Here is a 21,454-nt window from a genome sequence, read left to right on the forward strand (position 1 = left end):
GCCAGCCCGCGAAGGGCCAGAGCGCCGCCCGCGGCCAGGCCGCCAAGCCTCAGGCCCCGAAGGGTCAGCCGGCGAAACCCCAGCCCGCGAAGGCCCAGCCCGTGCGGAGCCAGTCCGCCAAGGCGCAGCCCGCCAAGTCCGCCGCCGTGGGCCGTACCCCGCGCGCGCCGCAGCAGCGCCGCCCGGAGGGCCGTCCGCCGGCCCGCAGCCAGGCGGCGGTGCGGCCGCGCCCGAAGTCCCGGCTGCCGCAGCGCCCGAGACCGCTGAAGCTGGCCGAGCCGAAGCGCCGGCTGCGGGTGATCACGGTGGCGCTGTCGCTGGTGTTCTCGGTCTTCGCCGGGCGGCTGGTGCAGCTGCAGCTGGTGGACGCCGACGCGCTGGCCGCCGACGCCAACACCAACCGCTACCAGAACATCCCGATCACCGCCGAGCGCGGCTCGATAATGTCCTCCGACGGCGTCGCGCTGGCCGCCACCGTGGACGCGTACGACATCACCGCCGACCCGGCGATGTTCACCCCCGCGGCGACCGGCATCCCGGACGCGCCGGAGCAGGCGGCCGCCCTGCTGTCGCCGATCATCGGCGTCGCCAAGGACCGGATCGCCGCCGACCTCCACACCCCCAAGACCCGCTACAAGCGGCTCGCCTCCCAGCAGACCCCGGCCGCCAAGAACCAGATCAGCGACCTCAAGTCGAGCCTGGAGAAGCAGGCCGGCTCGCGCGCCTGCCAGGCCCAGAAGAAGCTGCTCGGCAAGCCCGCCGACCAGGGCGGGCGCACCCGGGTGGACAACGAGTGCGCCAACCCGCTGGCCGGGGTGTTCAACCGGGAGACCCAGAAGCGGATCTACCCGGCCGACGGGCTGGCCGCCAACCTCGTCGGCTTCGTCAACGGCGAGGGCGAGGGCGCCGGCGGGCTGGAGCTGCAGTACCAGAAGCAGCTGGCCGGCAAGGACGGCCACAGCAGCTACGCCCAGGCGGGCGGCCGGCTGGTGCCCACCGCCGGCGGCTCGATGGACCCGGCCGTGCCCGGCAGCGACGTCAAGCTGACCATCAACCGGGACGTCCAGTGGGCGGCCCAGCGGGCGATCACCGACCAGGTGGCCAACTCCGGCGCGGAGAAGGGCTACGTGGTGGTCCAGGACGTGAAGACCGGCCAGGTCATCGCGATGGCCAGCGCGCCCGGCTTCAACCCCAACGACCTGAGCCTCTCCAAGCAGTCCCAGATGGGCAACCCGGCCCTGGTGGACGCCTACGAGCCGGGCAGCACCGCCAAGCTGATGAGCCTGGCCGCCGTCCTGGACTCGGGGAAGGCCAACTGGGACACCAGGGTCACCGTGCCCAACCGGCTGGTCCGGGCCGGGCAGCAGTTCAAGGACGATGTCGAGCACGGCGACTGGTACCTGACCCTGGCCGGGGTGCTCGCCAAGTCCTCCAACATCGGCACCATCGAGGCGGTCGAGACCCTCGGCGACGGTGACCAGCTGAAGGCCAACCAGATCCTCGACGGCTACATGCGCAAGTTCGGGGTGGCCCGGCCGACCGGCCTGAACTTCCCCGGCGAGACTCCCGGGATGCTCAAGAAACCGGAGGACCTGGTCGCCTCGGAGAAGTACAACATCTCCTTCGGCCAGGGCCCGCTGCAGATGAACGCGTTGCAGGCGACCTCGGTGTACTCGACCATCGCCAACGGCGGGGTCCGGGTCGCGCCCAGCATCGTCCAGGGCATTACCGGGCCGGACGGCAAGTACACCGCGACCCCGCCCGGCGAGCAGACCCGGGTGGTCAGCGAGGAAACCGCGAAGACCCTCACCTCGATGCTGGAGTCGGTCGTCGACGACGAGCAGGGCACCGGCGGCAAGGCCGCCATCCCCGGCTACCGGGTCGCCGGGAAGACCGGCACCGCCAACCGGGGCGCCGCCGACGGCAAGGGCTACGACGGCTACACCGCCTCCTTCATCGGCTTCGCCCCGGCCGACGCCCCCCGCTACACCGTCTCCTGCACCCTCCAGGGGCCGGTCAACGGCCACTTCGGGGGACAGCTGTGCGGCCCGGTGTTCAAGCAGGTGATGGAGTTCACCCTGAAGACCATGCAGGTCCCGCCGAGCGGCAGCCAGGCGCCGAACCTGCCCGTCGAGTGGAAGCCGTGAGCGAGGATGAGCAACCAGCGGGCCGGTCTGGACAGCGGCGCGGAGGAGGCCCGGTTTGGCCCTGGGCACCCTTCGGCGGATAGCCTTCCCGCCGTGCCGAAACCCGATCAAACCCCCGTGAGTCCGCCCCGCCCGACCGGGACCGCCGCCCTGCCGCTCGCCGAGCTGGCCGGCCGGCTGGGTCTGCCGCCCGTCGAGGGCGGCGCCGTCACCGGTGTCACCCACGACTCCCGCGCGGTACGCCCCGGTGACGTGTACGTGGCCTTCCCGGGCGCCAACCACCACGGCGCGGCCTTCGCCGGCAAGGCCGCGGAGGCCGGCGCGGTGGCCGTGCTGACCGATCCGGCGGGCGCCGAGCTGGCCGCCCCGACCGGCCTGCCGCTGCTGGTCGTCGACCGGCCGCGGGCCCGGATGGGCGAGCTGGCCGCGATCGTCTACGGCCACCCGTCCGAGCGGCTGCTGATGATCGGGCTGACCGGCACCAACGGCAAGACCACCACCTCGTACCTGGTCGAGGGCGGTCTGCGTGGCGCCGGGCGCAGCCCGGGCGTGATCGGCACCGTCGAGATGCGGGTCGGCCAGGAGCGGATCAAGAGCGAGCGCACCACCCCCGAGGCCACCGACCTGCACGCGATCCTCGGCGTGATGGCCGAGCGCGGCGCGGACGCGGTGACCATGGAGGTCTCCAGCCACGCCCTGGTCTTCGGCCGCACCGACGGGGTGGCGTACGACGTCGCGCTGTTCAACAACCTCACCCCCGAGCACCTCGACTTCCACCCGGACATGGAGGACTACTTCCAGGCGAAGGCCCGGCTCTTCCAGCCCGGCAAGTCCCGCCACGGCGTGGTCAACCTGGACGACGGGTACGGGCGCCGGCTCGCCGCCGAGGCGAAGATCCCGGTGACCACCTTCTCCGCGACCGGCGACGCCGGTGCGCACTGGCGGGCCCTGGACGTCCAGCTCGGCCCGACCGGCTCCACCTTCCGGGTGGTCGGCCCGGACGGCGCCGGGGCGGATGCCTCCGTCCCGCTGCCCGGCCCGTTCAACGTCGCCAACGCGCTGGCCGCGATCACCGTGCTGGTCACCGCCGGGCTGCCGCTGGAGCGGGCCGTGGCCGGTGTCGCCGCCGTGGCCGGCGTGCCGGGCAGGCTGGAGCGGGTGGACGCCGGACAGCCGTTCGTCGCCGTGGTGGACTACGCCCACAAGCCGGACGCTCTGGAGGCCGTCCTCGGATCGCTGCGCGAGGTCACCAAGGGCCGGCTGCACGTCGTCGTCGGCTGTGGCGGCGACCGTGACCCGCACAAGCGCGGCCCGATGGGCGCCATCGCCGCCCGGCTCGCCGACACCGCCCTGCTGACCAGCGACAACCCGCGCAGCGAGGACCCGCTGACGATCCTCGCCAGCATGCTGACCGGCGCCGCCGCGGTGCCCGAGGCCGAGCGCGGGGACGTCCTGGTCGTGCCCGACCGGGCCGAGGCGATCGAGCTCGCGGTGGCCCGCGCCCAGGCGGGGGACACCGTGCTGGTGGCCGGAAAGGGCCACGAGCTCGGCCAGTACGTACGAGACGAGATCCGCCCCTTCGACGACCGGGAGGTGCTGCGCGAATCCATCGCGCGGACCACGGCCGCGCGGGGCGACCGAGGAGTAGAGCAGCAGTGATCGCACTGACCCTCGCCGAGGTGGCCGCCGCCGTCGGAGGCACCCTGGACGGCGCCGACCCGGACACCGTGGTCACCGGCCCGGTCGAGGTCGACTCGCGGAAGGTGAGCCCCGGCGGCCTGTTCGCGGCCTTCGTCGGCGAGAACGTGGACGGCCACGACTACGCCGCCACGGCGGTCGAGGCCGGCGCCGTCGCGGTGCTGGCCTCCCGCCCGGTCGGCGTGCCCGCCGTCCTGGTCGACAGTGTGGTGGAGGCGCTCGGCAGGCTGGCCCGGACCGTGGTCGCCCGCGCCGAGGGCACCGCCGTGGTCGCGCTGACCGGCTCGGCCGGCAAGACCAGCACCAAGGACCTGATCGCCCAGCTGCTCCGGCGCCACGGCGAGACCGTCTTCCCGCCCGGCTCGTTGAACAACGAGATCGGCCACCCGATGACCGCGCTGCGGGTCGAGGAGAGCACCCGGCACCTGGTGATGGAGATGGGCGCCCGGCACAAGGGCGACATCGAGTACCTCACCTCGATCACCCCGCCGCGGATCGGCCTGGTGCTCAACGTCGGCACCGCCCACGTCGGCGAGTTCGGCTCCCAGGAGGCGATCGCCGAGGCCAAGGGCGAGCTGGTCGAGGCGCTGCCCGCCGACGGCGCCGCGATCCTGAACGCGGACGACCGGCTGGTGCGCGCGATGGCCTCGCGCACCAAGGCGAAGGTGGTCCTGTTCGGGGAGTCCCCGGACGCCCACGTCCGGGCGACCGACGTTCGCCTGGACGCCACCGGTCGGCCGTCGTTCACGCTCACCACCCCGGCCGGTTCCGCGCCCGTGCAGCTGCGCCTGTACGGTGAGCACCACGTCTCGAACGCCCTCGCCGCCGCCGCGGTGGCGACGGAGCTCGGGATGACCGTCGACGACACCGCGGCAGCCCTGGGCGAGGCGGGTGCGCTGTCCCGCTGGCGCATGGAGGTCGTCGACCGGGCCGATGGTGTCACCGTCGTCAACGACGCCTACAACGCGAACCCCGACTCGATGCGGGCCGCGCTGCGGGCGCTGGTCTCGATGGGCGGCCGCGGTCCGGAGCGCCGCCGCACCTGGGCGGTGCTCGGCGAGATGCGGGAGCTCGGCGAGGACAGCCTGGCCGAGCACGACGCCATCGGGCGGCTCGCCGTCCGGCTGGACGTCACCAAGCTGGTGGCGGTCGGCGGACGCGAGGCGGCCTGCATGGAACTCGGCGCGAGGAACGAAGGTTCGTGGGGTGAGGAGTCGGTGCTGGTGTCCGACGCGGACGCGGCGGTCGAACTGCTGCGCAGTCAGCTTCGGCCGGGGGATGTGGTCCTGGTGAAGGCGTCCCGTTCGGTGGGGCTGGAGAAGGTGGCCGAGGCCCTCCTGGCGGACGGTGCTGCCCGATGATGAAGCAGATCCTCTTCTCCGGGATGATCGGCCTGATCCTCTCGCTGGTCGGCACGCCCGCCCTGATCAAGCTGCTCGCCCGGCAGGGCTACGGCCAGTACATCCGTGACGACGGCCCCAAGGCGCACCACAGCAAGAAGGGCACGCCCACCATGGGCGGCATCGCCTTCATCCTGGCGACCCTGATCGCGTACTTCGCCACGAAGGCGATAACGGGCGACACCCCGACCGCCTCGGGGCTGCTGGTGCTCTTCCTGACCGCGGGCCTCGGCCTGGTGGGCTTCCTGGACGACTACATCAAGGTCGTCAAGCGCCGCTCGCTCGGCCTGCGGGCCAAGGCGAAGCTGGCCGGCCAGTCGATTGTCGGTCTGGTGTTCGCCGTCCTGGCGCTGCAGTTCCACGACGACCGGGGACTGAGCCCGGCCTCCGAGAAGCTGTCCTTCGTCCGCGACTTCAGCTGGTCGATCGGCCCGGTGCTGTTCGTCATCTTCGCGTACTTCATGATCGCGGCGACCTCCAACGGCGTGAACCTGACGGACGGTCTCGACGGCCTCGCCACCGGCGCCTCGGTGATGGCCTTCGGCGCCTACACCTTCATCGGCGTCTGGGAGTACACCCAGAGCTGCGCCTACTTCATCTCCGCCACCGGCGCCTGCTACGACGTGCGCGACCCACTGGACCTCGCGGTGGTCGCCTCGGCCCTGATGGGCTCCTGCTTCGGCTTCCTGTGGTGGAACACCTCGCCCGCCAAGATCTTCATGGGTGACACCGGCTCGCTCGCCCTCGGCGGCGCCCTGGCCGGCCTCGCGATCTGCTCGCGCACCGAGCTGCTGCTGATCATGCTCGGCGGCCTGTTCATGATCATCACCCTGTCGGTGATCATCCAGGTCGGCTCCTTCCGGATGACCGGCAAGCGCGTCTTCAAGATGGCACCACTGCAGCACCACTTCGAACTCAAGGGCTGGAGCGAGGTCCTGGTCGTGGTCCGCTTCTGGATCATCCAGGGCCTGTGCGTGGCCGTCGGCCTCGGCCTCTTCTACGCGGGATACCGGACCGGATGACGAACCCCCAGATGATCGAGTCACAGCTCAATGACCTGCCCGTGGTGGTCGCGGGCCTCGGCGTCTCGGGCATCAGCGCCGCGCGCGTCCTGAACGGCCTCGGCGCCCGCGTCACCGTGGTGGACGGCGGCGGCGGCGAGGGCCTCAGGGCCCGCGCCGCCGAGCTGGAGGCGCTCGGCGTCGCGGTGCGCCTGGGCGACGGCGCGAGCCTGCCCGAGGGCACCGAACTGGTCGTCACCTCGCCCGGCTGGGCGCCCGACAGCCCGCTGTTCGCCGCCGCCGAGGCGGCCGGGGTGCCGGTCTGGGGCGACGTCGAGCTGGCCTGGCGGCTGCGCAAGCCGCTGCCGGGCACCGGCGAGCCCGCCCCCTGGCTGGCCGTCACCGGCACCAACGGCAAGACCACCACCGTCCAGATGCTCGCCTCGATCCTCACCGCGGCCGGCAAGCGCACCGCCGCCGTCGGCAACGTCGGGGTCTCGGTGCTGGACGCGGTGCTCGCCGAGGAGCCGTACGACGTGCTCGCCGTCGAGCTCTCCAGCTACCAGCTGCACTGGGCGCCCTCGCTGCGCCCGTACTCGGCGGCGGTGCTCAACCTGGCCCCGGACCACCTCGACTGGCACGGCTCGATGGAGGCGTACGCCGCCGACAAGGGCCGGATCTACGAGGGCAACGTGGTGGCCTGCGTGTACAACCTGGCCGACCCGGCCACCGAGGCGCTGGTCCGGGAGGCCGACGTCGAGGAGGGCTGCCGGGCGATCGGTTTCGGCCTCGGCGCGCCCGGCCCGTCGAACTTCGGCGTGGTGGACGGCCTCCTGGTCGACCGCGCCTTCGTCGAGGACCGGGCCAGGAACGCGGCCGAGCTGGGCGCCGTCGAGGACGTCAACCCGCCGGCCCCGCACAACATCGCCAACGCGCTCGCCGCGGCGGCGCTGGCCCGGGCGTACGGGGTCGAGCCGAAGGCCGTCCGGGAGGGCCTGCGGGCCTTCCGCCCGGACGCCCACCGGATCGCCGAGGTCGGTACGGTCCGCGAGGTCACGTACATCGACGACTCCAAGGCCACCAACACCCACGCCGCCGCGGCCTCGCTGGCGGCCTACCGGCCGATCGTCTGGATCGCCGGGGGACTGGCCAAGGGCGCGACCTTCGACGACCTGGTCCAGGGCGCGGCCGAGCGGCTGCGGGCGGTCGTGCTGATCGGGCAGGACCGGGCGCTGATCCGCGAGGCGCTGGAGCGACACGCTCCGGATGTGCCGGTGATCGATGCGGCCGAGGGCCAGACTGGCGCGGTGGCGATGACCGCGGTCGTTCGAACGGCCGCATCGCTCGCCCGATCGGGTGACACGGTGCTGCTGGCTCCGGCCTGCGCGTCGATGGACATGTTCACCAACTACGGCGAGCGCGGCGACCTCTTCGCGGCGGCCGTCCGGGAGCTGGCCGACTCCGGCGAGTGAGCCTGGGCCGAGCCCTGGGCCTCGGCGCGGAGCGGTCCGGAGGCGAACGGGCCTCGGAGAGAAGGAGCGGAGCGCGGTGGCGGGGCAGGGCAGGGCGGATTCCGGCGTGACGAAGCAGGACGCCGCCGAGCCGTGGCGAGTGATCTCCGCCACCACGACCAAGTACAAGTCGGCCGGTCCGCTGGGACGGTTGCGGGCCTTCCGGGCCCGCGTCCGGTACTGGCTGGACCGGCCGCTCACGCCCTACCTGCTGGTGGTCGGGACCACCCTGCTGCTGGTCGTGCTCGGCCTGATGATGGTCTTCTCGGCCTCGCAGATCCTGGCGCTGAACCAGCACCACACCGCGCAGTACTACTTCCTCAAGCAGCTGATCGCGGCCATCCTCGGCCTGGTCCTGCTGATCGGTTTCGCCTCCGTCCCGGTGGCGGTGCTGCGGGTGATCGTCTACCCGGTGATGTTCGGGGTGATCGGCGCGCTGGCGCTGGTCGCCGTGCCCGGTATCGGGGTGCGGATCAACGGCAACCAGAACTGGCTGGATTTCGGCTTCTTCCAGTTCCAGCCGTCCGAGTTCGCCAAGCTCGCACTGGTGCTCTGGGGCGCCGACCTGCTCGCCCGCAAGCAGAAGGCCGGCACCCTCACCTCCTGGAAGCACCTGCTGGTGCCGCTGGTGCCGGGCGCCCTGCTGCTGCTCGCGCTGATCATGATCGGCGGCGACATGGGCACCTCGATGATCCTGGTGGCCATGGTGTTCGCGCTGCTGTGGATGGTCGGCGCACCGCTGCGGCTGTTCGTGGCCACCCTCGGGGTGGCGGTCGTGGTCTGCACCGCCCTGGTGATCACCGTCCCGCACCGGGCCGAGCGGCTGGGCTGCATCGGCGTCACCAAGCTCGATCCGGAGGGCGCCTGCTTCCAGGCCCTGCACGGCGTGTACTCGTTCGCGCTCGGCGGCGGATTCGGCACCGGCCTGGGCGCCGGCGTGGAGAAGTGGGGCCAGCTGCCCGAGGCGCACACCGACTTCATCTTCGCCGCGACCGGCGAGGAACTGGGCCTGGTGGGGACGCTGTCGGTGATCGGTCTCTTTGCGGCACTAGGCTACGCGGGTATCCGTGTGGCCATCGGTACGAAGGATCCCTTCGTCAGGTACGCCGCGGGAGCCGCCACCACCTGGATCATGGCGCAGGCCATGATCAACCTGGGGTCGGCGCTGGGACTGCTGCCCATCGCGGGGGTCCCGCTCCCGCTGTTCTCCTACGGCGGTTCCGCCATGCTGTCGGCCATGTCCGCGATCGGGGTGCTGCTGTGCCTGGCACGCAGCTCCTCGGGCGCGAAGGCGGCCCTGGCCGCCCGGAGCAAGAACTCCCGGATCAGGAAGCGACTGGCCCGGGTGCTGCCACGACGACGAACCACAGCGCGCCCGGCCCCCGGGCCGGCACGCAGGGAGCGGTGAATTTCGGTGCATGTCGTACTCGCCGGCGGGGGGACCGCCGGTCACATCGAGCCGGCCATGGCCCTCGCGGACGCCCTCCGCAGGCACGACCCGTCCATCGGGATCACCGCCCTGGGCACCGAGAAGGGGCTGGAGACCCGCCTGGTACCCGAGCGCGGCTACCAGCTGGAGCTCATTCCGGCCGTCCCGCTGCCCCGCAAGCCCACCCCCGAGCTGATCACCGTCCCCGGCCGGCTGCGCGGCACCGTGCGGGCTGCCCAGGAGATCATCGAGCGGGTCAACGCCGACGCCGTGGTCGGTTTCGGCGGCTACGTCGCGATGCCCGCGTACCTGGCCGCCAAGCGGGCCGGGGTGCCGATCGTGGTGCACGAGGCCAACGCCCGTCCGGGTCTGGCCAACAAGATCGGCGCCCGCTACACCGACTTCGTCGCGGTCTCCACCCCGGACAGCAAGCTGCGCGACTCCCGGTACATCGGCATCCCGCTGCGCCGGACCATCGCCACCCTGGACCGCAACGCCACCCGGCCGGAGGCCCGCCAGTACTTCGGCCTCGACCAGCGGCTGCCCACCCTGCTGGTCTCCGGCGGCTCCCAGGGCGCGCGCCGGCTCAACGAGACCATCACCGCGATCGCCCCGCGACTGCAGCAGTACGGCGTGCAGATCCTGCACGCGGTCGGCCCGAAGAACGAGTTGCCGCAGGTCGCCGACGTCCCCGGGATGCCGCCGTACCGCGCGGTGCCGTACGTCGACCGGATGGACCTCGCCTACGCGGCGGCCGACCTGATGCTCTGCCGGGCCGGTGCCATGACCGTGGCCGAGCTGGCGGCCGTCGGTCTGCCCGCCGCCTTCGTACCGCTGCCGATCGGCAACGGCGAACAGCGGCTGAACGCCCAGCCGATGGTCAAGGCCGGCGGCGGCCTGCTGGTGGACGACGCCGAGCTGACCCCGGACTGGGTGCTGCAGAACGTGCTGCCGGTGCTCACCGACCCCCAGCGGCTGTGGGACATGAGCCGCGCCGCCGCCGAGTTCGGCCGCCGGGACGCCGACGACCTGCTGGTCGGGATGGTGTACGAGGCGATCCAGGCACACCGCGGCGGTCGCCGCCGTGGCTGACGGCCGGCTCGCCGACCCGTTGGAGGAGGAGCTGGAGGGGGAGGAGTCCGCTCCCCGCCTCCGGCTCTCCCGGCGGGGCATCGTGGTGCTGAGCGTGCTCGGCGCAGCGGTGCTGGGCGTGCTGGCCTGGGTGGTGTTCTTCTCGTCGGTGCTGGACGTGCGCGACGTCGCCGTCCAGGGCCCGACGGACGACAAGCTGACGGCGGACCAGGTCCGCGGCGCGGTCGGCGGGCTGGCCGACGGCCCGCTGGCCCGGGTCGACCTGGACGCCGTCCGGCACCGGGTGGAGGCGATCCCCCGGGTGGCGAAGGCCGAGGTCTGGCGGGGCTGGCCGCACACCCTGCAGGTCAAGGTGGTGCAGCGGACCGCGGTGGCCGCCGTCAAGGGGGACGACGGCCAGTTCACCCAGGTGGATGCCGTCGGCGTGAGCTTCGCCACCGAGGCGACCCCGCCGCAGGGCGTGCCGGTGGTGGAACTGCGCCTCAGCCAGCCCGCGAAGGACGTGGACGGAGTGATCTCCCGGGCGCAGCTGGTGCAGGGCGCGGTGGCGGTGGCCGCCGGGCTCCCGCCGGAGATCGCCAAGCGGGCCGGATCGCTCCTCGTGCATTCCTACGACGACATCGAACTGCAGCTCAGCGGGGGTGCGACGGTGCGTTGGGGGAGTCCCGAACAGACCGACCGGAAGGCCCGGGTGCTGCTGGCGCTGATGAAGCAGAAGGGCACCGTGTTCGACGTGACCGCGCCGGAGGCGCCGGCGGTGTCGGGTTGATCCGCTAGATTCTGTGCCCGAGGGAGGGGTTGACGCCTCGAAGTGTCGGCCCGACCCTTGGTGGTCACCCCGGTTTCCATTGCCGGCCGATGATCACATAGGCTCAAAAGAAAAAGGGAAGCTCGGCGTGTTCGTTGAAACGCGTGCCCGGAGCCACCTAGTGTCCTGTGTCACCAGACTGTGTCCGTTGGTGATGTGACGGAGGCACAGGACTAACCCTAAAGGTCAAGTTTAGGGTTGGGGTCGGCGGTCGGCATTTCGGACATTCAGTCAGAAACCAGGCTCCCTACCCATCGACATCCGTCGGTACGGCCCACCGTCGGGCCGCACCGACCCGGAAATTCGAGGCGAGAGGCCTTCGACGTGGCAGCACCGCAGAACTACCTCGCAGTCATCAAGGTCGTCGGAATCGGCGGCGGTGGTGTCAACGCCATCAACCGGATGATCGAGGTCGGTCTCAAGGGCGTCGAGTTCATCGCGATCAACACCGATGCGCAGGCCCTCCTCATGAGCGACGCCGACGTCAAGCTCGATGTGGGCCGTGAACTCACCCGGGGCCTCGGCGCCGGCGCCAACCCCGAGGTCGGCCGCAAGGCCGCCGAGGACCACCGCGAGGAGATCGAGGAGGTCCTCAAGGGGGCCGACATGGTCTTCGTGACCGCCGGCGAGGGCGGTGGCACGGGCACGGGCGGCGCGCCTGTCGTCGCCAACATCGCCCGCTCGCTGGGCGCCCTGACCATCGGCGTGGTCACCCGCCCCTTCACCTTCGAGGGCCGTCGCCGGGCCAACCAGGCCGAGGACGGCATCGCCGCCCTGCGCGAAGAGGTCGACACCCTCATCGTGATCCCCAACGACCGGCTGCTGTCCATCTCGGACCGCCAGGTCAGTGTGCTCGACGCGTTCCGCTCGGCGGACCAGGTCCTGCTCTCCGGTGTCCAGGGCATCACCGACCTGATCACCACCCCGGGTCTGATCAACCTCGACTTCGCCGACGTCAAGTCCGTCATGTCGGACGCCGGTTCGGCGCTCATGGGCATCGGCTCGGCCCGCGGCGAGGACCGTGCCAAGGCGGCCGCCGTGATGGCGATCTCCTCGCCGCTGCTGGAGGCCTCGATCGACGGCGCCCGCGGCGTGCTGCTGTCCATCTCGGGCGGCTCCGACCTCGGCCTGTTCGAGATCAACGAGTCGGCCCAGCTGGTCAGCGAGGCCGCCCACCCCGAGGCGAACATCATCTTCGGTGCGGTCATCGACGACGCGCTCGGCGACGAGGTGCGGGTCACCGTCATCGCGGCCGGCTTCGACGGCGGTCAGCCGCCGGCGATCGTCCGCGACCCGGTGGTGAAGTCCACCACCCCCGCCGCCCCGGCCACCCCGCCGGCCGCCCCGGAGCGCCCGGCCGGCCGTCCGTCGTACGGGAGCATCGGCTCGGTGACGTCCCGGTCCGAGGGGGAGGCCCAGGCCGCCCCGACCCGTTCGGCCGAGACCCAGGCCGCCACGACCACCGCCGCTTCGGTGCCGCCGCAGGTGCAGCAGTCGACCCGGCAGCCGTTCGTGGAGAGCCCGGCCGAGGAGCTCGACGTCCCGGATTTCCTTAAGTGATCGATCACGCTGTCCGCGCGGGTGCTCACTTCGCCTTCACCGATCGGTGGGGCGGGGTGAGCACTTCGCCGTACGGGGAGCTCAACCTCGGCGGCGCGGTCGGGGACGACCCGGAGGCCGTCCGGGAGAACCGGGAGATCGCGGCCCGGGAGCTGGGGCTGAACCCGGCCGACGTGGTCTGGATGAACCAGGTGCACGGCGCCGAGGTGGCCGTGGTGACCGAGCGCCAGCCGCTGGGCGAGGCCCCGACGGTGGACGCGGTGGTCACCGACCGGCCGCTCGCGCTCGCGGTGCTGACCGCGGACTGCACCCCGGTGCTGCTGGCCGACCCGGTGGCGGGCGTGGTGGGCGCGGCCCACGCGGGCCGGCCCGGACTGGCGGCCGGAGTGGTGGCCGCGGCCGTCAGTGCGATGGTCGAACTGGGGGCCGAGCCGGCGCGGATCACCGCCGCCACCGGCCCCGCGGTCTGCGGTCGGTGCTACGAGGTGCCGGCCCAGCTGCGCGCCGAGGTCGCCGGGGTCGTCCCGGCGGCCTTCGCCGAGACCTCCTGGGGGACCCCGGCGCTGGACGTGCCGGAGGGAGTCGCGGCCCAGCTGGCCGCGGCAGGGGTCACCGAGCTGGTGCGTTCCCCGGTCTGCACCCTCGAATCCGCCGATCACTTCTCCTATCGCCGCGAGCAGCGCACGGGCCGGCTCGCGAGCTACGTCTGGTTGGGCTCTGATCACTGATGACGAACGACATCTACGGACCGTTCCCGGGGAGCGCCGCGTTCTCGCAGGCTCTGACGGAGAGCCAGCTGGCCCGGTACGAGGAACTCGGCACCAACCTCGAAGTGGTCGAGCGGCGGATCGCGGACGCCTGTGCGGCCGCCGGACGTCCGCGCGAGGACGTCACCCTGATCGTCGTCACCAAGACCTACCCGGCCGAGGACACCGCACTGCTGGCCGGACTGGGTGTGACGGACGTCGCGGAGAACCGGGACCAGGACGCCGCGCCCAAGGCCGAGCAGTGCAGAAACCTTCCTCTTGACTGGCACTTCGTCGGACAGCTGCAGACCAACAAGGTCCGCTCGGTCGTCCGGTACGCGAACCACGTGCACTCGGTCGACCGGCTGCGGCTGGTCGAGTCGCTCTCGGCGGCCGTGCTCAAGTCCGGGCGGCCGGAGCTCGGTTGCCTGGTGCAGGTGGCCCTCGACAAGGAAGCGTCGATCAGCGGCGCCGCCGCGGGCGGCGAGAGCGCGCACCGGGCCGGGGTCGCCCCCCAGGACGTCGCGGAACTCGCCAACGCGATCGCCGACACGCCCGGCCTTCGCCTGGACGGTGTGATGACCGTCGCTCCACTGGCCGGTCCGCTGGCCGGGAACCCGGCCCGCGCCTTCGAGCGGCTGGCGGAAATCGCAACCGCCGTACGGGCGGCCCATCCGGCTGCCACCATGGTCTCCGCAGGCATGAGCGGTGACCTTGAGCAGGCGATTGCCGCCGGAGCGACACATGTGCGCGTCGGAACGGCGGTGCTCGGAGTGAGGTCACCCCTCGGGTAACGTCACCGGGTAGTAGATCAGACTGCAGGACAAAATAGGACAGAAACTAGCAGCTTTCAGAAGCGCTAGCCAACCGTGGATCGCAGCTCCGCGGCCTCCAGCCCACGGACTCTGACGGCGCGTCGCCTTGACGGGCCGTCGCGGGCCGGCCGGGGAATCCGCAGGCAGGGCCGTGGCCCCGGCCGCGGGGACGGTTCGCACGGAGCGAGCGGAGCGCGCGACCGATGGAAGGTGCGCGGCTTCGCGAAGCAGCCACCGAGCGCCAGCGAGGTGGCCATGAGCGGAGGAGACAGGAGCATGGCCGGCGCAATGCGCAAGATGGCGGTCTACCTCGGCCTCGTGGAGGACGAGACGTACGACGGCCAGGGGTACGACCCCGACGACGACTACGACGCGGACCCCGAGCCGATCCGTACCGGGCAGCGGACCGAGGACATCCCCCGGCCGGCAGCCGCTCCCGCCCCCGCTCCGGTCTCCTCGATCACCCCGCAGCCGGTCCCGGCCGCGGTGCCGATCCGGCAGGAGACCCCGAGGATGGCCCCCGTGTCGTCCATCACACCCGAACGCCGCCACAACCTGGAGAAGAGCGCACCGGTGATCATGCCCAAGGTAGTGAACGAACGAGAGCCCTACCGCATCACCACGTTGCACCCCCGGACCTACAACGAGGCCCGTACCATCGGGGAACAGTTCCGCGGCGGTACCCCCGTGATCATGAATCTGACCGAGATGGACGACACGGACGCGAAGCGACTCGTAGACTTCGCCGCTGGACTCGTCTTCGGTCTGCACGGCAGTATCGAGCGCGTGACACAGAAGGTGTTCCTGCTGTCGCCTGCTAACGTCGATGTCACGGCGGAGGACAAGGCTCGGATCGCCGAGGGTGGGTTCTTCAACCAGAGCTGACCCGGCCACGACTTTACGTGTGGATCTGATCAACAGTGGTTGGCGACAGGTGACGAGCGGCAGGCCCTAGGGCCCGGGACCGGGGAGAGGGAAACGCGATGGACATCGTGTGGGCGGTGCTCTACTACGCCCTGACCGTCTTCCTGGTGTTCCTGCTCGTTCGACTGGTCATGGACTGGGTCTTCCAGTTCGCGCGTTCGTGGCGGCCCGGCAAGGCCATGGTCCTGGTCCTGGAGGCCACGTACACTGTCACGGATCCGCCGCTCAAGCTTCTTCGGCGGTTCATTCCGCCGTTGCGTTTCGGGGGCGTGGCGCTCGACCTGTCCTTCTTCGTACTGATGATCATTGTGTATGTCCTGATCTCGCTTGTGCACCCCTAGTCGTAGGTGAGCGATGCGACAGGATGCCGGTGTGCCGACGATCACGTTGAGGTGAAGAGATGCCATTGACCCCCGAGGACGTTCGGAACAAGCAGTTCACGACCGTCCGCCTGCGTGAAGGCTATGACGAGGACGAGGTCGATGCCTTCCTCGACGAGGTCGAGGCGGAGCTGACCCGCCTCCTCCGGGAGAACGAGGACCTGCGCGCCAAGCTGGCCGCCGCGACTCGCGCCGCCGCGCAGAACCAGGCCAACATGCGGAAGGAGCCGCCGCAGGACGCCCAGCGTCCGGCCGCTCCCGTCCCGGCCGCCATATCCGGCCCGCCGGTCCCCGGCCAGCAGGGTCCGGGTGGCCAGCAGCAGATGGGCCCCGGCGGCCCGCAGCAGATGGGCCCCGGTGGTCCCCAGCAGCAGCAGATGGGCAACCAGCCGCTCGGCCTGCCCTCCGGTGCGCCGCAGCTCCCGGCCGGCCAGGGCGGTCCGATGGGCCCCGGTGGCCCGCAGCAGATGAACCAGACCATGGGCGGCCAGCAGCAGCTGGTCCAGCCGATGGGTGGTCAGATGCTCCAGCCCATGGGCGGTCCCGGTGGCCCGCAGCAGATGGGCAACCCGATGGGCCAGGGCATGGGCCAGCAGCAGCAGATGCAGCCGATGGGCGGCCCCATGGGTGGCCCGCCGCAGCAGATGGGCGGCCCGCTCGGCGGCCCGATGCAGCAGCAGGGTCCCGGTGGCGACAGCGCCGCCCGCGTCCTGGCGCTCGCCCAGCAGACCGCCGACCAGGCGATCTCCGAGGCCCGCTCCGAGGCCAATAAGATCGTCGGCGAGGCGCGCAGCCGGGCCGAGGGTCTGGAGCGCGACGCCCGGGCCAAGGCCGACGCCCTGGAGCGGGACGCGCAGGAGAAGCACCGCGTCGCGATGGGGTCGCTGGAGTCCGCGCGGGCCACGCTGGAGCGCAAGGTCGAGGACCTGCGGGCGTTCGAGCGTGAGTACCGGACGCGTCTGAAGTCGTACCTGGAGACCCAGCTGCGTCAGCTGGAGTCGCAGGCCGACGACTCGCTCGCGCCGCCGCGGATCCCCGCCACCGCGTCGCTGCCGCCGGCGGCGTCGTCGATGGCGCCGGCCGGTGGGGGCTCGATGGGCTCCGCGCCTTCCTTCGGTGGGAACCAGCCTTCGTTCGGTGGCAACTCGCCGTCGTTCGGTGGGCAGAGCTCCTTCGGAGGGAACGCGCCGGCGCCGAGCTTCGGCGGGCAGGGCGGTGGCAACAGTGGTGCGCCGCAGATGCAGCCGGCCGGGATGACCCAGCCGATGGCGGCCGTCCGGCCGCAGCCGCCGCAGCCGATGCAGCAGGCTCCGGCGCCGATGCGGGGCTTCCTGATTGACGAGGACGGCGACAACTGAGGTTGTAGCCGGGTTTGTTGAGGGCGTCCCCTGTCCGACCTCCGGGTCGGGGAGGGGGCGCCCTTTTTTGTGTTCCGTGGGGGGCTGGTGGTGGGGCTCTCGGGAGGGTGGGTGGCGCCGGGGCGGCTCCCTCTCGCCTGGTCGGGCGAGGAGTACGGCTTCCCGTGGGCGCGCGGGGCGTTGCCTGCGCGCCCACGAGGGGTGTGGGCGCCGGTGAGGGGGTTGGGGAAAAAGGAAACCGCCGCCCGGCTCGGGGGAGCTGGGCGGCGGCTTTCGGGGGGTCAGGCCTTGCGGAGTTGGAAGGCGAGGCCGAGGGATTCGTCGGTGAAGGTGTCGGAGGTCCAGTCGGCTTCGCCGGCGGCGAAGTCGGTGGCGAGGACCTCTTCGGCGACGAGGGGGCCGTGTTCGGCGATCGCTTCGGCGGTTTCCTCCGTGGTGGCGCGCCAGCGGAGGATGATGCGGTCGGCTACGTCGAGGCCGGAGTTCTTGCGGGCTTCCTGGATCTGGCGGATCGCGTCGCGGGCGATGCCGAGGCGCTTGAGTTCCGGGGTGATGGTCAGGTCGAGGGCGACGGTGGCACCGGACTCGTTGGCGACGGCCCAGCCCTCGCGCGGGGTTTCGGTGATGATCACCTCGTCGGGGGAGAGGGTGATCGTCTCGCCGTTCAGGTCGATGCTGGTCCGGCCGTCGGCGCGCAGTTCGGTGGCCAGGCGGGCGGCGTCGGTGGCGGCGACGGCCTTGGCGACGTCCTGGACGCCCTTGCCGAAGCGCTTGCCCAGGGCGCGGAAGTTGGCCTTGGCGGTGGTGTCGACGAGCGAGCCCCCGACCTCGGCGAGGGACTCCAGGGTGGAGACGTTGAGCTCCTCGGCGATCTGGGCGCGCAGGTCGGCGGGCAGCTCCTCCCAGCCCTGGGCGGCGACCAGGGCGCGGGAGAGCGGCTGGCGGGTCTTCACGCCGGACTCGGCGCGGGTGGCACGGCCCAGTTCGACCAGGCGGCGGACCAGGGCCATGTGCCGGGAGAGCTCGGTGTCGATCAGGGTCTCGTCGGCCTCGGGCCAGGTGGCCAGGTGTACCGAGGTCGGGGCGTCCGGGGTGACGGGGACGACCAGGTCCTGCCAGACCCGCTCGGTGATGAAGGGGGTGAGCGGGGCCATCAGACGGGTGACGGTCTCCAGCGCCTCGTGCAGGGTGGCGAGCGCGGCGGCGTCGCCCTGCCAGAAGCGGCGGCGACCGCGGCGGACGTACCAGTTGGAGAGGTCGTCGACGAAGCCGGAGAGCAGCTTGCCGGCGCGCTGGGTGTCGTACGCCTCGAAGGCCGCGTCGACCTCACGGACCAGGGTGTTCAGTTCGGAGAGCACCCAGCGGTCCAGCTGCGGGCGGTCGGCCGGGGCCGGGTCGCTCGCGGAGGGGGCCCACTCGGAGGTGCGGGCGTACAGGGCCTGGAAGGCGACGGTGTTCCAGTAGGTGAGGAGGGTCTTGCGGACCACCTCCTGGATGGTGCCGTGGCCGACCCGGCGGGCCGACCAGGGCGAGCCGCCGGCCGCCATGAACCAGCGGACGGCGTCGGCGCCGTGCTGGTCCATCAGCGGGATCGGCTGGAGGATGTTGCCCAGGTGCTTGGACATCTTGCGGCCGTCCTCGGCCAGGATGTGGCCCAGGCAGACGACGTTCTCGTAGCTGTTCCTGTCGAACACCAGGGTGCCGACGGCCATCAGGGTGTAGAACCAGCCGCGGGTCTGGTCGATCGCCTCGGAGATGAACTGCGCCGGGTAGCGCTTCTCGAACAGCTCCTTGTTCTGGTACGGGTAGCCGTACTGGGCGAAGGGCATCGAGCCCGAGTCGTACCAGGCGTCGATGACCTCGGGCACGCGGGTGGCGGTGCCGCCGCAGTCGCGGCAGGCGAAGGTCACGTCGTCGATGTACGGGCGGTGCGGGTCGAGGGCGCTCTGGTCGGTGCCGGTGAGCTCGGACAGCTCGGCCAGCGAGCCGACGCAGGTGAGGTGGCCCTCCTCGCAGCGCCAGATCGGCAGCGGGGTGCCCCAGTAGCGGTTGCGGCTGAGCGCCCAGTCGATGTTGTTGTTGAGCCAGTCGCCGAAGCGGCCGTGCTTGACCGTGTCCGGGAACCAGTTGGTGGCCTCGTTCTCGCGGATCATCGCGTCCTTGACGGCGGTGGTCCGGATGTACCAGGACGGCTGCGCGTAGTAGAGCAGCGCGGTGTGGCAGCGCCAGCAGTGCGGGTAGCTGTGCTCGTACGGCAGGTGGCGGAAGAGCAGGCCGCGCTCCTTGAGGTCCGCGACCAGGGCCTCGTCGGCCTTCTTGAAGAACTGGCCGCCGACCAGCGGGACCTCGGGGGCGAAGGTGCCGTCGCCGAGCACCGGGTTGACCACCGGCAGGCCGTACTTGCGGCAGGTCGCGAGGTCGTCCGCGCCGAAGGCGGGGGACTGGTGGACGATGCCGGTGCCGTCCTCGGTGGTGACGTAGTCGGCGTTGAGGACGTAGTGGGCGTTCTCGATCTCGACCAGGTCGAAGGGGCGGCGGTAGGCCCAGCGCTCCATCTCGGCGCCGGTGAAGGACTCGCCGGTGGTCTCCCAGCCCTCGCCGAGCGCCTTGGCGACCAGCGGCTCGGCGACGACCAGCTGCTCGTTGCCGTCGGTGGCCACCACGTAGGTGACCTCCGGGTGGACGGCGGCGGCGGTGTTGGAGACCAGGGTCCACGGGGTGGTGGTCCAGACCAGCAGGGCGGCCCGGTCGGCCAGCGGGCCGCTGGTGAGCGGGAAGCGGACGTAGACCGAGGGGTCGACGACGGTCTCGTAGCCCTGGGCCAGCTCGTGGTCGGACAGGCCGGTGCCGCAGCGCGGGCACCAGGGGGCGACCCGGTGGTCCTGGACCAGCAGGCCCTTGTCGAAGATCTGCTTGAGCGACCACCAGACGGACTGGACGTACGACGGGTCCATCGTCCGGTAGGCCTCGTCGAGGTCGACCCAGTACCCCATGCGGGTGGTCAGCTCGGTGAAGGCGTCGGTGTGGCGGGTCACCGACTCGCGGCACTTGGCGTTGAACTCGGCGATGCCGTACGCCTCGATGTCCTGCTTGCCGGAGAAGCCCAGCTCCTTCTCGACGGCGAGCTCGACCGGGAGGCCGTGGCAGTCCCAGCCGGCCTTGCGGGCGACGTGGTAGCCCTTCATCGTCCGGTAGCGCGGGAAGACGTCCTTGAAGACGCGGGCCTCGATGTGGTGGGCGCCGGGCATGCCGTTGGCGGTCGGCGGGCCCTCGTAGAAGACCCACTCGGGGCGGCCCTCGGACTGCTCCAGGCTGCGCTGGAAGACCTTGTTGTCCTGCCAGAAGGAGAGGATCTGGTGTTCGAGTGCGGGGAGGTCCACCTGTGCGGGGACGGGGTTGTAGGTGGTCATCGCGGGCGTCTACCTCCGGCGGATGCTGGGACTGGATCCTCCGGAGGGACGAGACGGACCAGCCGCCCCGCGGTACCACCCTCCTTGGCCGCGGTGCTGCGTTCGCGGCCCTCTTGTTTGGGCTTGCTGCCGGGTCTAGTGGGCCACCGCGGTGGCTGTTCTTCCGGCGGCTCCGGGGTGATCTTCCCGCCGTGCACACCCCCGGGCTCGCACCGTCCCCGGGTCGCTGGTGGCTGCGTACGTCGGTACTCGTCCCATCTGCGCCTTGCAGGGCCAGTGTATCGGCCGGGCCAGACGGTTTGTCCAAGGGGATTCGGGGGAGCGGGTCCGGGGTGCGGTCCGGGCCGGTCGGCGGGGGCGATTAGCGGGGGCGATTAGGCGGGGGCGAGGTGGGCACAAGTCTGTCAGCGCGCGGGGCGTGGCGGTTGGGGCGGCTGCCTGGGTGGGATCATCGTGAGGCATCGGTATGTCATGTTGTGACCGGTTTTGATCGGGATTATCGTTCCGGCACTGGAGGCCGCCGGGAACCGGCGGCTCGATTCGTTCGTAGATGGGGTCGAAGCCATGGCTGAGAAGGCAACCGGCGCGGGTACCGCCACCAAGCGGGCACGCAAGGCCGTGGCGGCCGATCCAGGGGAGGGGACCGTGACCACTACCGCACCTCAGAAGAGCAGCGCCGACACCGTCACCGTGACGCGCGGAGCCGAGTCGGTCGACCCGGCGACACTGCCCGTCCGGCCGGGTGAGGAGGCCTGGACCTCGGACGAGGTCCACGAGTTGCACGACGAGCTGATCAACGACCTGGAGCGGCTGCGCGGCGAGATCGACGCCGCCGACGCCGCGATCGCCGGCCTGATGCGCGACTCCAACGACGGAGCCGGTGACGACCAGGTGGACGCCGGTACGAAGAACATCTCGCGGGAGAGTGAGCTGGCGCTCGCCAACAACGCGCGGGACAGCCTCGCCCAGACGGAACGCGCCCTGGCGCGGCTGGAGGGTGTCGGCTTCGGCACCTGCGAGTCCTGCGGACAGGCCATCGGCAAGGCCCGGATGCAGGCCTTCCCGCGGGCCACGCTCTGCGTGCAGTGCAAGGCCAAGCAGGAACGCCGCTGAACCGGGGCACCGAGCGGCCGACCGGCCGCGCCATCGGGGCGACGCGGGGGGTCGGGCTTGCC

16 protein-coding genes are annotated in these 21,454 nt (G+C 71.6%); 15 read left to right on the forward strand and 1 reads right to left on the reverse strand.

From position 1 onward, the window contains the following. The first annotated feature begins 101 nt into the window (after positions 1-101). The 14 genes from HS99_RS20505 to HS99_RS20570 all read left to right on the forward strand — a co-directional run bounded on the left by HS99_RS20505 (position 102) and on the right by HS99_RS20570 (position 16,869). Positions 102-2,147 carry a peptidoglycan D,D-transpeptidase FtsI family protein gene (locus HS99_RS20505; RefSeq protein ID WP_030282880.1) on the forward strand — a complete coding sequence of 682 codons (2,046 nt, stop codon included), beginning with the start codon at positions 102-104 and terminating at the stop codon, positions 2,145-2,147. 93 nt (positions 2,148-2,240) lie between these two features. Continuing rightward, positions 2,241-3,806 (forward strand): UDP-N-acetylmuramoyl-L-alanyl-D-glutamate--2,6-diaminopimelate ligase, encoded by a 1,566-nt coding sequence (locus HS99_RS20510; protein WP_030597105.1) that lies wholly within the window; start codon positions 2,241-2,243, stop codon positions 3,804-3,806. Beyond that, a complete protein-coding gene (locus HS99_RS20515) occupies positions 3,803-5,206 on the forward strand; it encodes a UDP-N-acetylmuramoyl-tripeptide--D-alanyl-D-alanine ligase (RefSeq protein ID WP_030282882.1) in 1,404 nt (467 codons plus the stop codon). The genes HS99_RS20510 and HS99_RS20515 overlap by 4 nt, the downstream gene beginning before the upstream one ends. Then, positions 5,206-6,267 (forward strand): phospho-N-acetylmuramoyl-pentapeptide-transferase, encoded by a 1,062-nt coding sequence (gene mraY / locus HS99_RS20520; protein ID WP_030282883.1) that lies wholly within the window; start codon positions 5,206-5,208, stop codon positions 6,265-6,267. The genes HS99_RS20515 and mraY overlap by 1 nt, the downstream gene beginning before the upstream one ends. Next, on the forward strand, positions 6,264-7,718 hold the full coding sequence (murD, locus tag HS99_RS20525) for a UDP-N-acetylmuramoyl-L-alanine--D-glutamate ligase (protein ID WP_030282885.1): 1,455 nt from the start codon (positions 6,264-6,266) through the stop codon (positions 7,716-7,718). The genes mraY and murD overlap by 4 nt, the downstream gene beginning before the upstream one ends. Before the next feature lie 106 nt (positions 7,719-7,824). Next, positions 7,825-9,165, forward strand: coding sequence for a putative lipid II flippase FtsW (gene ftsW, locus HS99_RS20530; RefSeq protein WP_030597102.1), 1,341 nt, complete (start codon positions 7,825-7,827; stop codon positions 9,163-9,165). A gap of 6 nt (positions 9,166-9,171) precedes the next feature. Next, positions 9,172-10,278 (forward strand): undecaprenyldiphospho-muramoylpentapeptide beta-N-acetylglucosaminyltransferase, encoded by a 1,107-nt coding sequence (gene murG / locus HS99_RS20535; protein ID WP_030282889.1) that lies wholly within the window; start codon positions 9,172-9,174, stop codon positions 10,276-10,278. Further along, complete coding sequence (locus HS99_RS20540; RefSeq protein WP_050366825.1) at positions 10,271-11,047, forward strand: cell division protein FtsQ/DivIB; 777 nt, start codon at positions 10,271-10,273, stop codon at positions 11,045-11,047. The genes murG and HS99_RS20540 overlap by 8 nt, the downstream gene beginning before the upstream one ends. Before the next feature lie 363 nt (positions 11,048-11,410). Next, complete coding sequence (ftsZ, locus tag HS99_RS20545) at positions 11,411-12,646, forward strand: cell division protein FtsZ (protein ID WP_030282894.1); 1,236 nt, start codon at positions 11,411-11,413, stop codon at positions 12,644-12,646. After that, a complete protein-coding gene (gene pgeF / locus HS99_RS20550) occupies positions 12,643-13,374 on the forward strand; it encodes a peptidoglycan editing factor PgeF (protein WP_030282896.1) in 732 nt (243 codons plus the stop codon). Before ftsZ ends, pgeF begins: the two co-directional genes overlap by 4 nt. After that, positions 13,374-14,186, forward strand: coding sequence for a YggS family pyridoxal phosphate-dependent enzyme (locus tag HS99_RS20555; RefSeq protein WP_078938957.1), 813 nt, complete (start codon positions 13,374-13,376; stop codon positions 14,184-14,186). Before pgeF ends, HS99_RS20555 begins: the two co-directional genes overlap by 1 nt. Positions 14,187-14,483: 297 nt before the next feature. After that, positions 14,484-15,092, forward strand: coding sequence for a cell division protein SepF (locus tag HS99_RS20560; protein WP_030282899.1), 609 nt, complete (start codon positions 14,484-14,486; stop codon positions 15,090-15,092). Between the two features lie 98 nt (positions 15,093-15,190). Further along, on the forward strand, positions 15,191-15,472 hold the full coding sequence (locus HS99_RS20565) for a YggT family protein (RefSeq protein WP_030282903.1): 282 nt from the start codon (positions 15,191-15,193) through the stop codon (positions 15,470-15,472). A gap of 59 nt (positions 15,473-15,531) precedes the next feature. After that, positions 15,532-16,869, forward strand: a complete 1,338-nt coding sequence (locus tag HS99_RS20570; protein ID WP_030282905.1) for a DivIVA domain-containing protein — start codon at positions 15,532-15,534, stop codon at positions 16,867-16,869. A gap of 281 nt (positions 16,870-17,150) precedes the next feature. Here the strand turns inward: HS99_RS20570 and ileS are convergent, their stop codons facing one another. Continuing rightward, positions 17,151-20,279, reverse strand: coding sequence for an isoleucine--tRNA ligase (gene ileS / locus HS99_RS20575; protein ID WP_030280369.1), 3,129 nt, complete (start codon positions 20,277-20,279; stop codon positions 17,151-17,153). 564 nt (positions 20,280-20,843) lie between these two features. Here ileS and HS99_RS20580 point away from each other — a divergent pair. Then, complete coding sequence (locus HS99_RS20580; RefSeq protein WP_094742833.1) at positions 20,844-21,392, forward strand: TraR/DksA family transcriptional regulator; 549 nt, start codon at positions 20,844-20,846, stop codon at positions 21,390-21,392. Positions 21,393-21,454: the final 62 nt, after the last annotated feature.

Origin of the sequence: Kitasatospora aureofaciens (genome assembly GCF_001188955.3) — a bacterium.
Classification (GTDB): domain Bacteria; phylum Actinomycetota; class Actinomycetes; order Streptomycetales; family Streptomycetaceae; genus Kitasatospora; species Kitasatospora aureofaciens.

Bases quoted from the DNA above. Each gene is read 5' to 3' on its own strand.
- mraY (WP_030282883.1), top strand. From the start codon at position 5,206: ATGAAGCAGATCCTCTTCTCCGGGATGATCGGCCTGATCCTCTCGCTG.
- murD (WP_030282885.1), top strand. From the start codon at position 6,264: ATGACGAACCCCCAGATGATCGAGTCACAGCTCAATGACCTGCCCGTG.
- HS99_RS20555 (WP_078938957.1), top strand. From the start codon at position 13,374: ATGACGAACGACATCTACGGACCGTTCCCGGGGAGCGCCGCGTTCTCG.
- HS99_RS20560 (WP_030282899.1), top strand. From the start codon at position 14,484: ATGGCCGGCGCAATGCGCAAGATGGCGGTCTACCTCGGCCTCGTGGAG.
- HS99_RS20565 (WP_030282903.1), top strand. From the start codon at position 15,191: ATGGACATCGTGTGGGCGGTGCTCTACTACGCCCTGACCGTCTTCCTG.
- HS99_RS20570 (WP_030282905.1), top strand. From the start codon at position 15,532: ATGCCATTGACCCCCGAGGACGTTCGGAACAAGCAGTTCACGACCGTC.
- ileS (WP_030280369.1), bottom strand. From the start codon at position 20,279: ATGACCACCTACAACCCCGTCCCCGCACAGGTGGACCTCCCCGCACTC.
- HS99_RS20580 (WP_094742833.1), top strand. From the start codon at position 20,844: ATGGCTGAGAAGGCAACCGGCGCGGGTACCGCCACCAAGCGGGCACGC.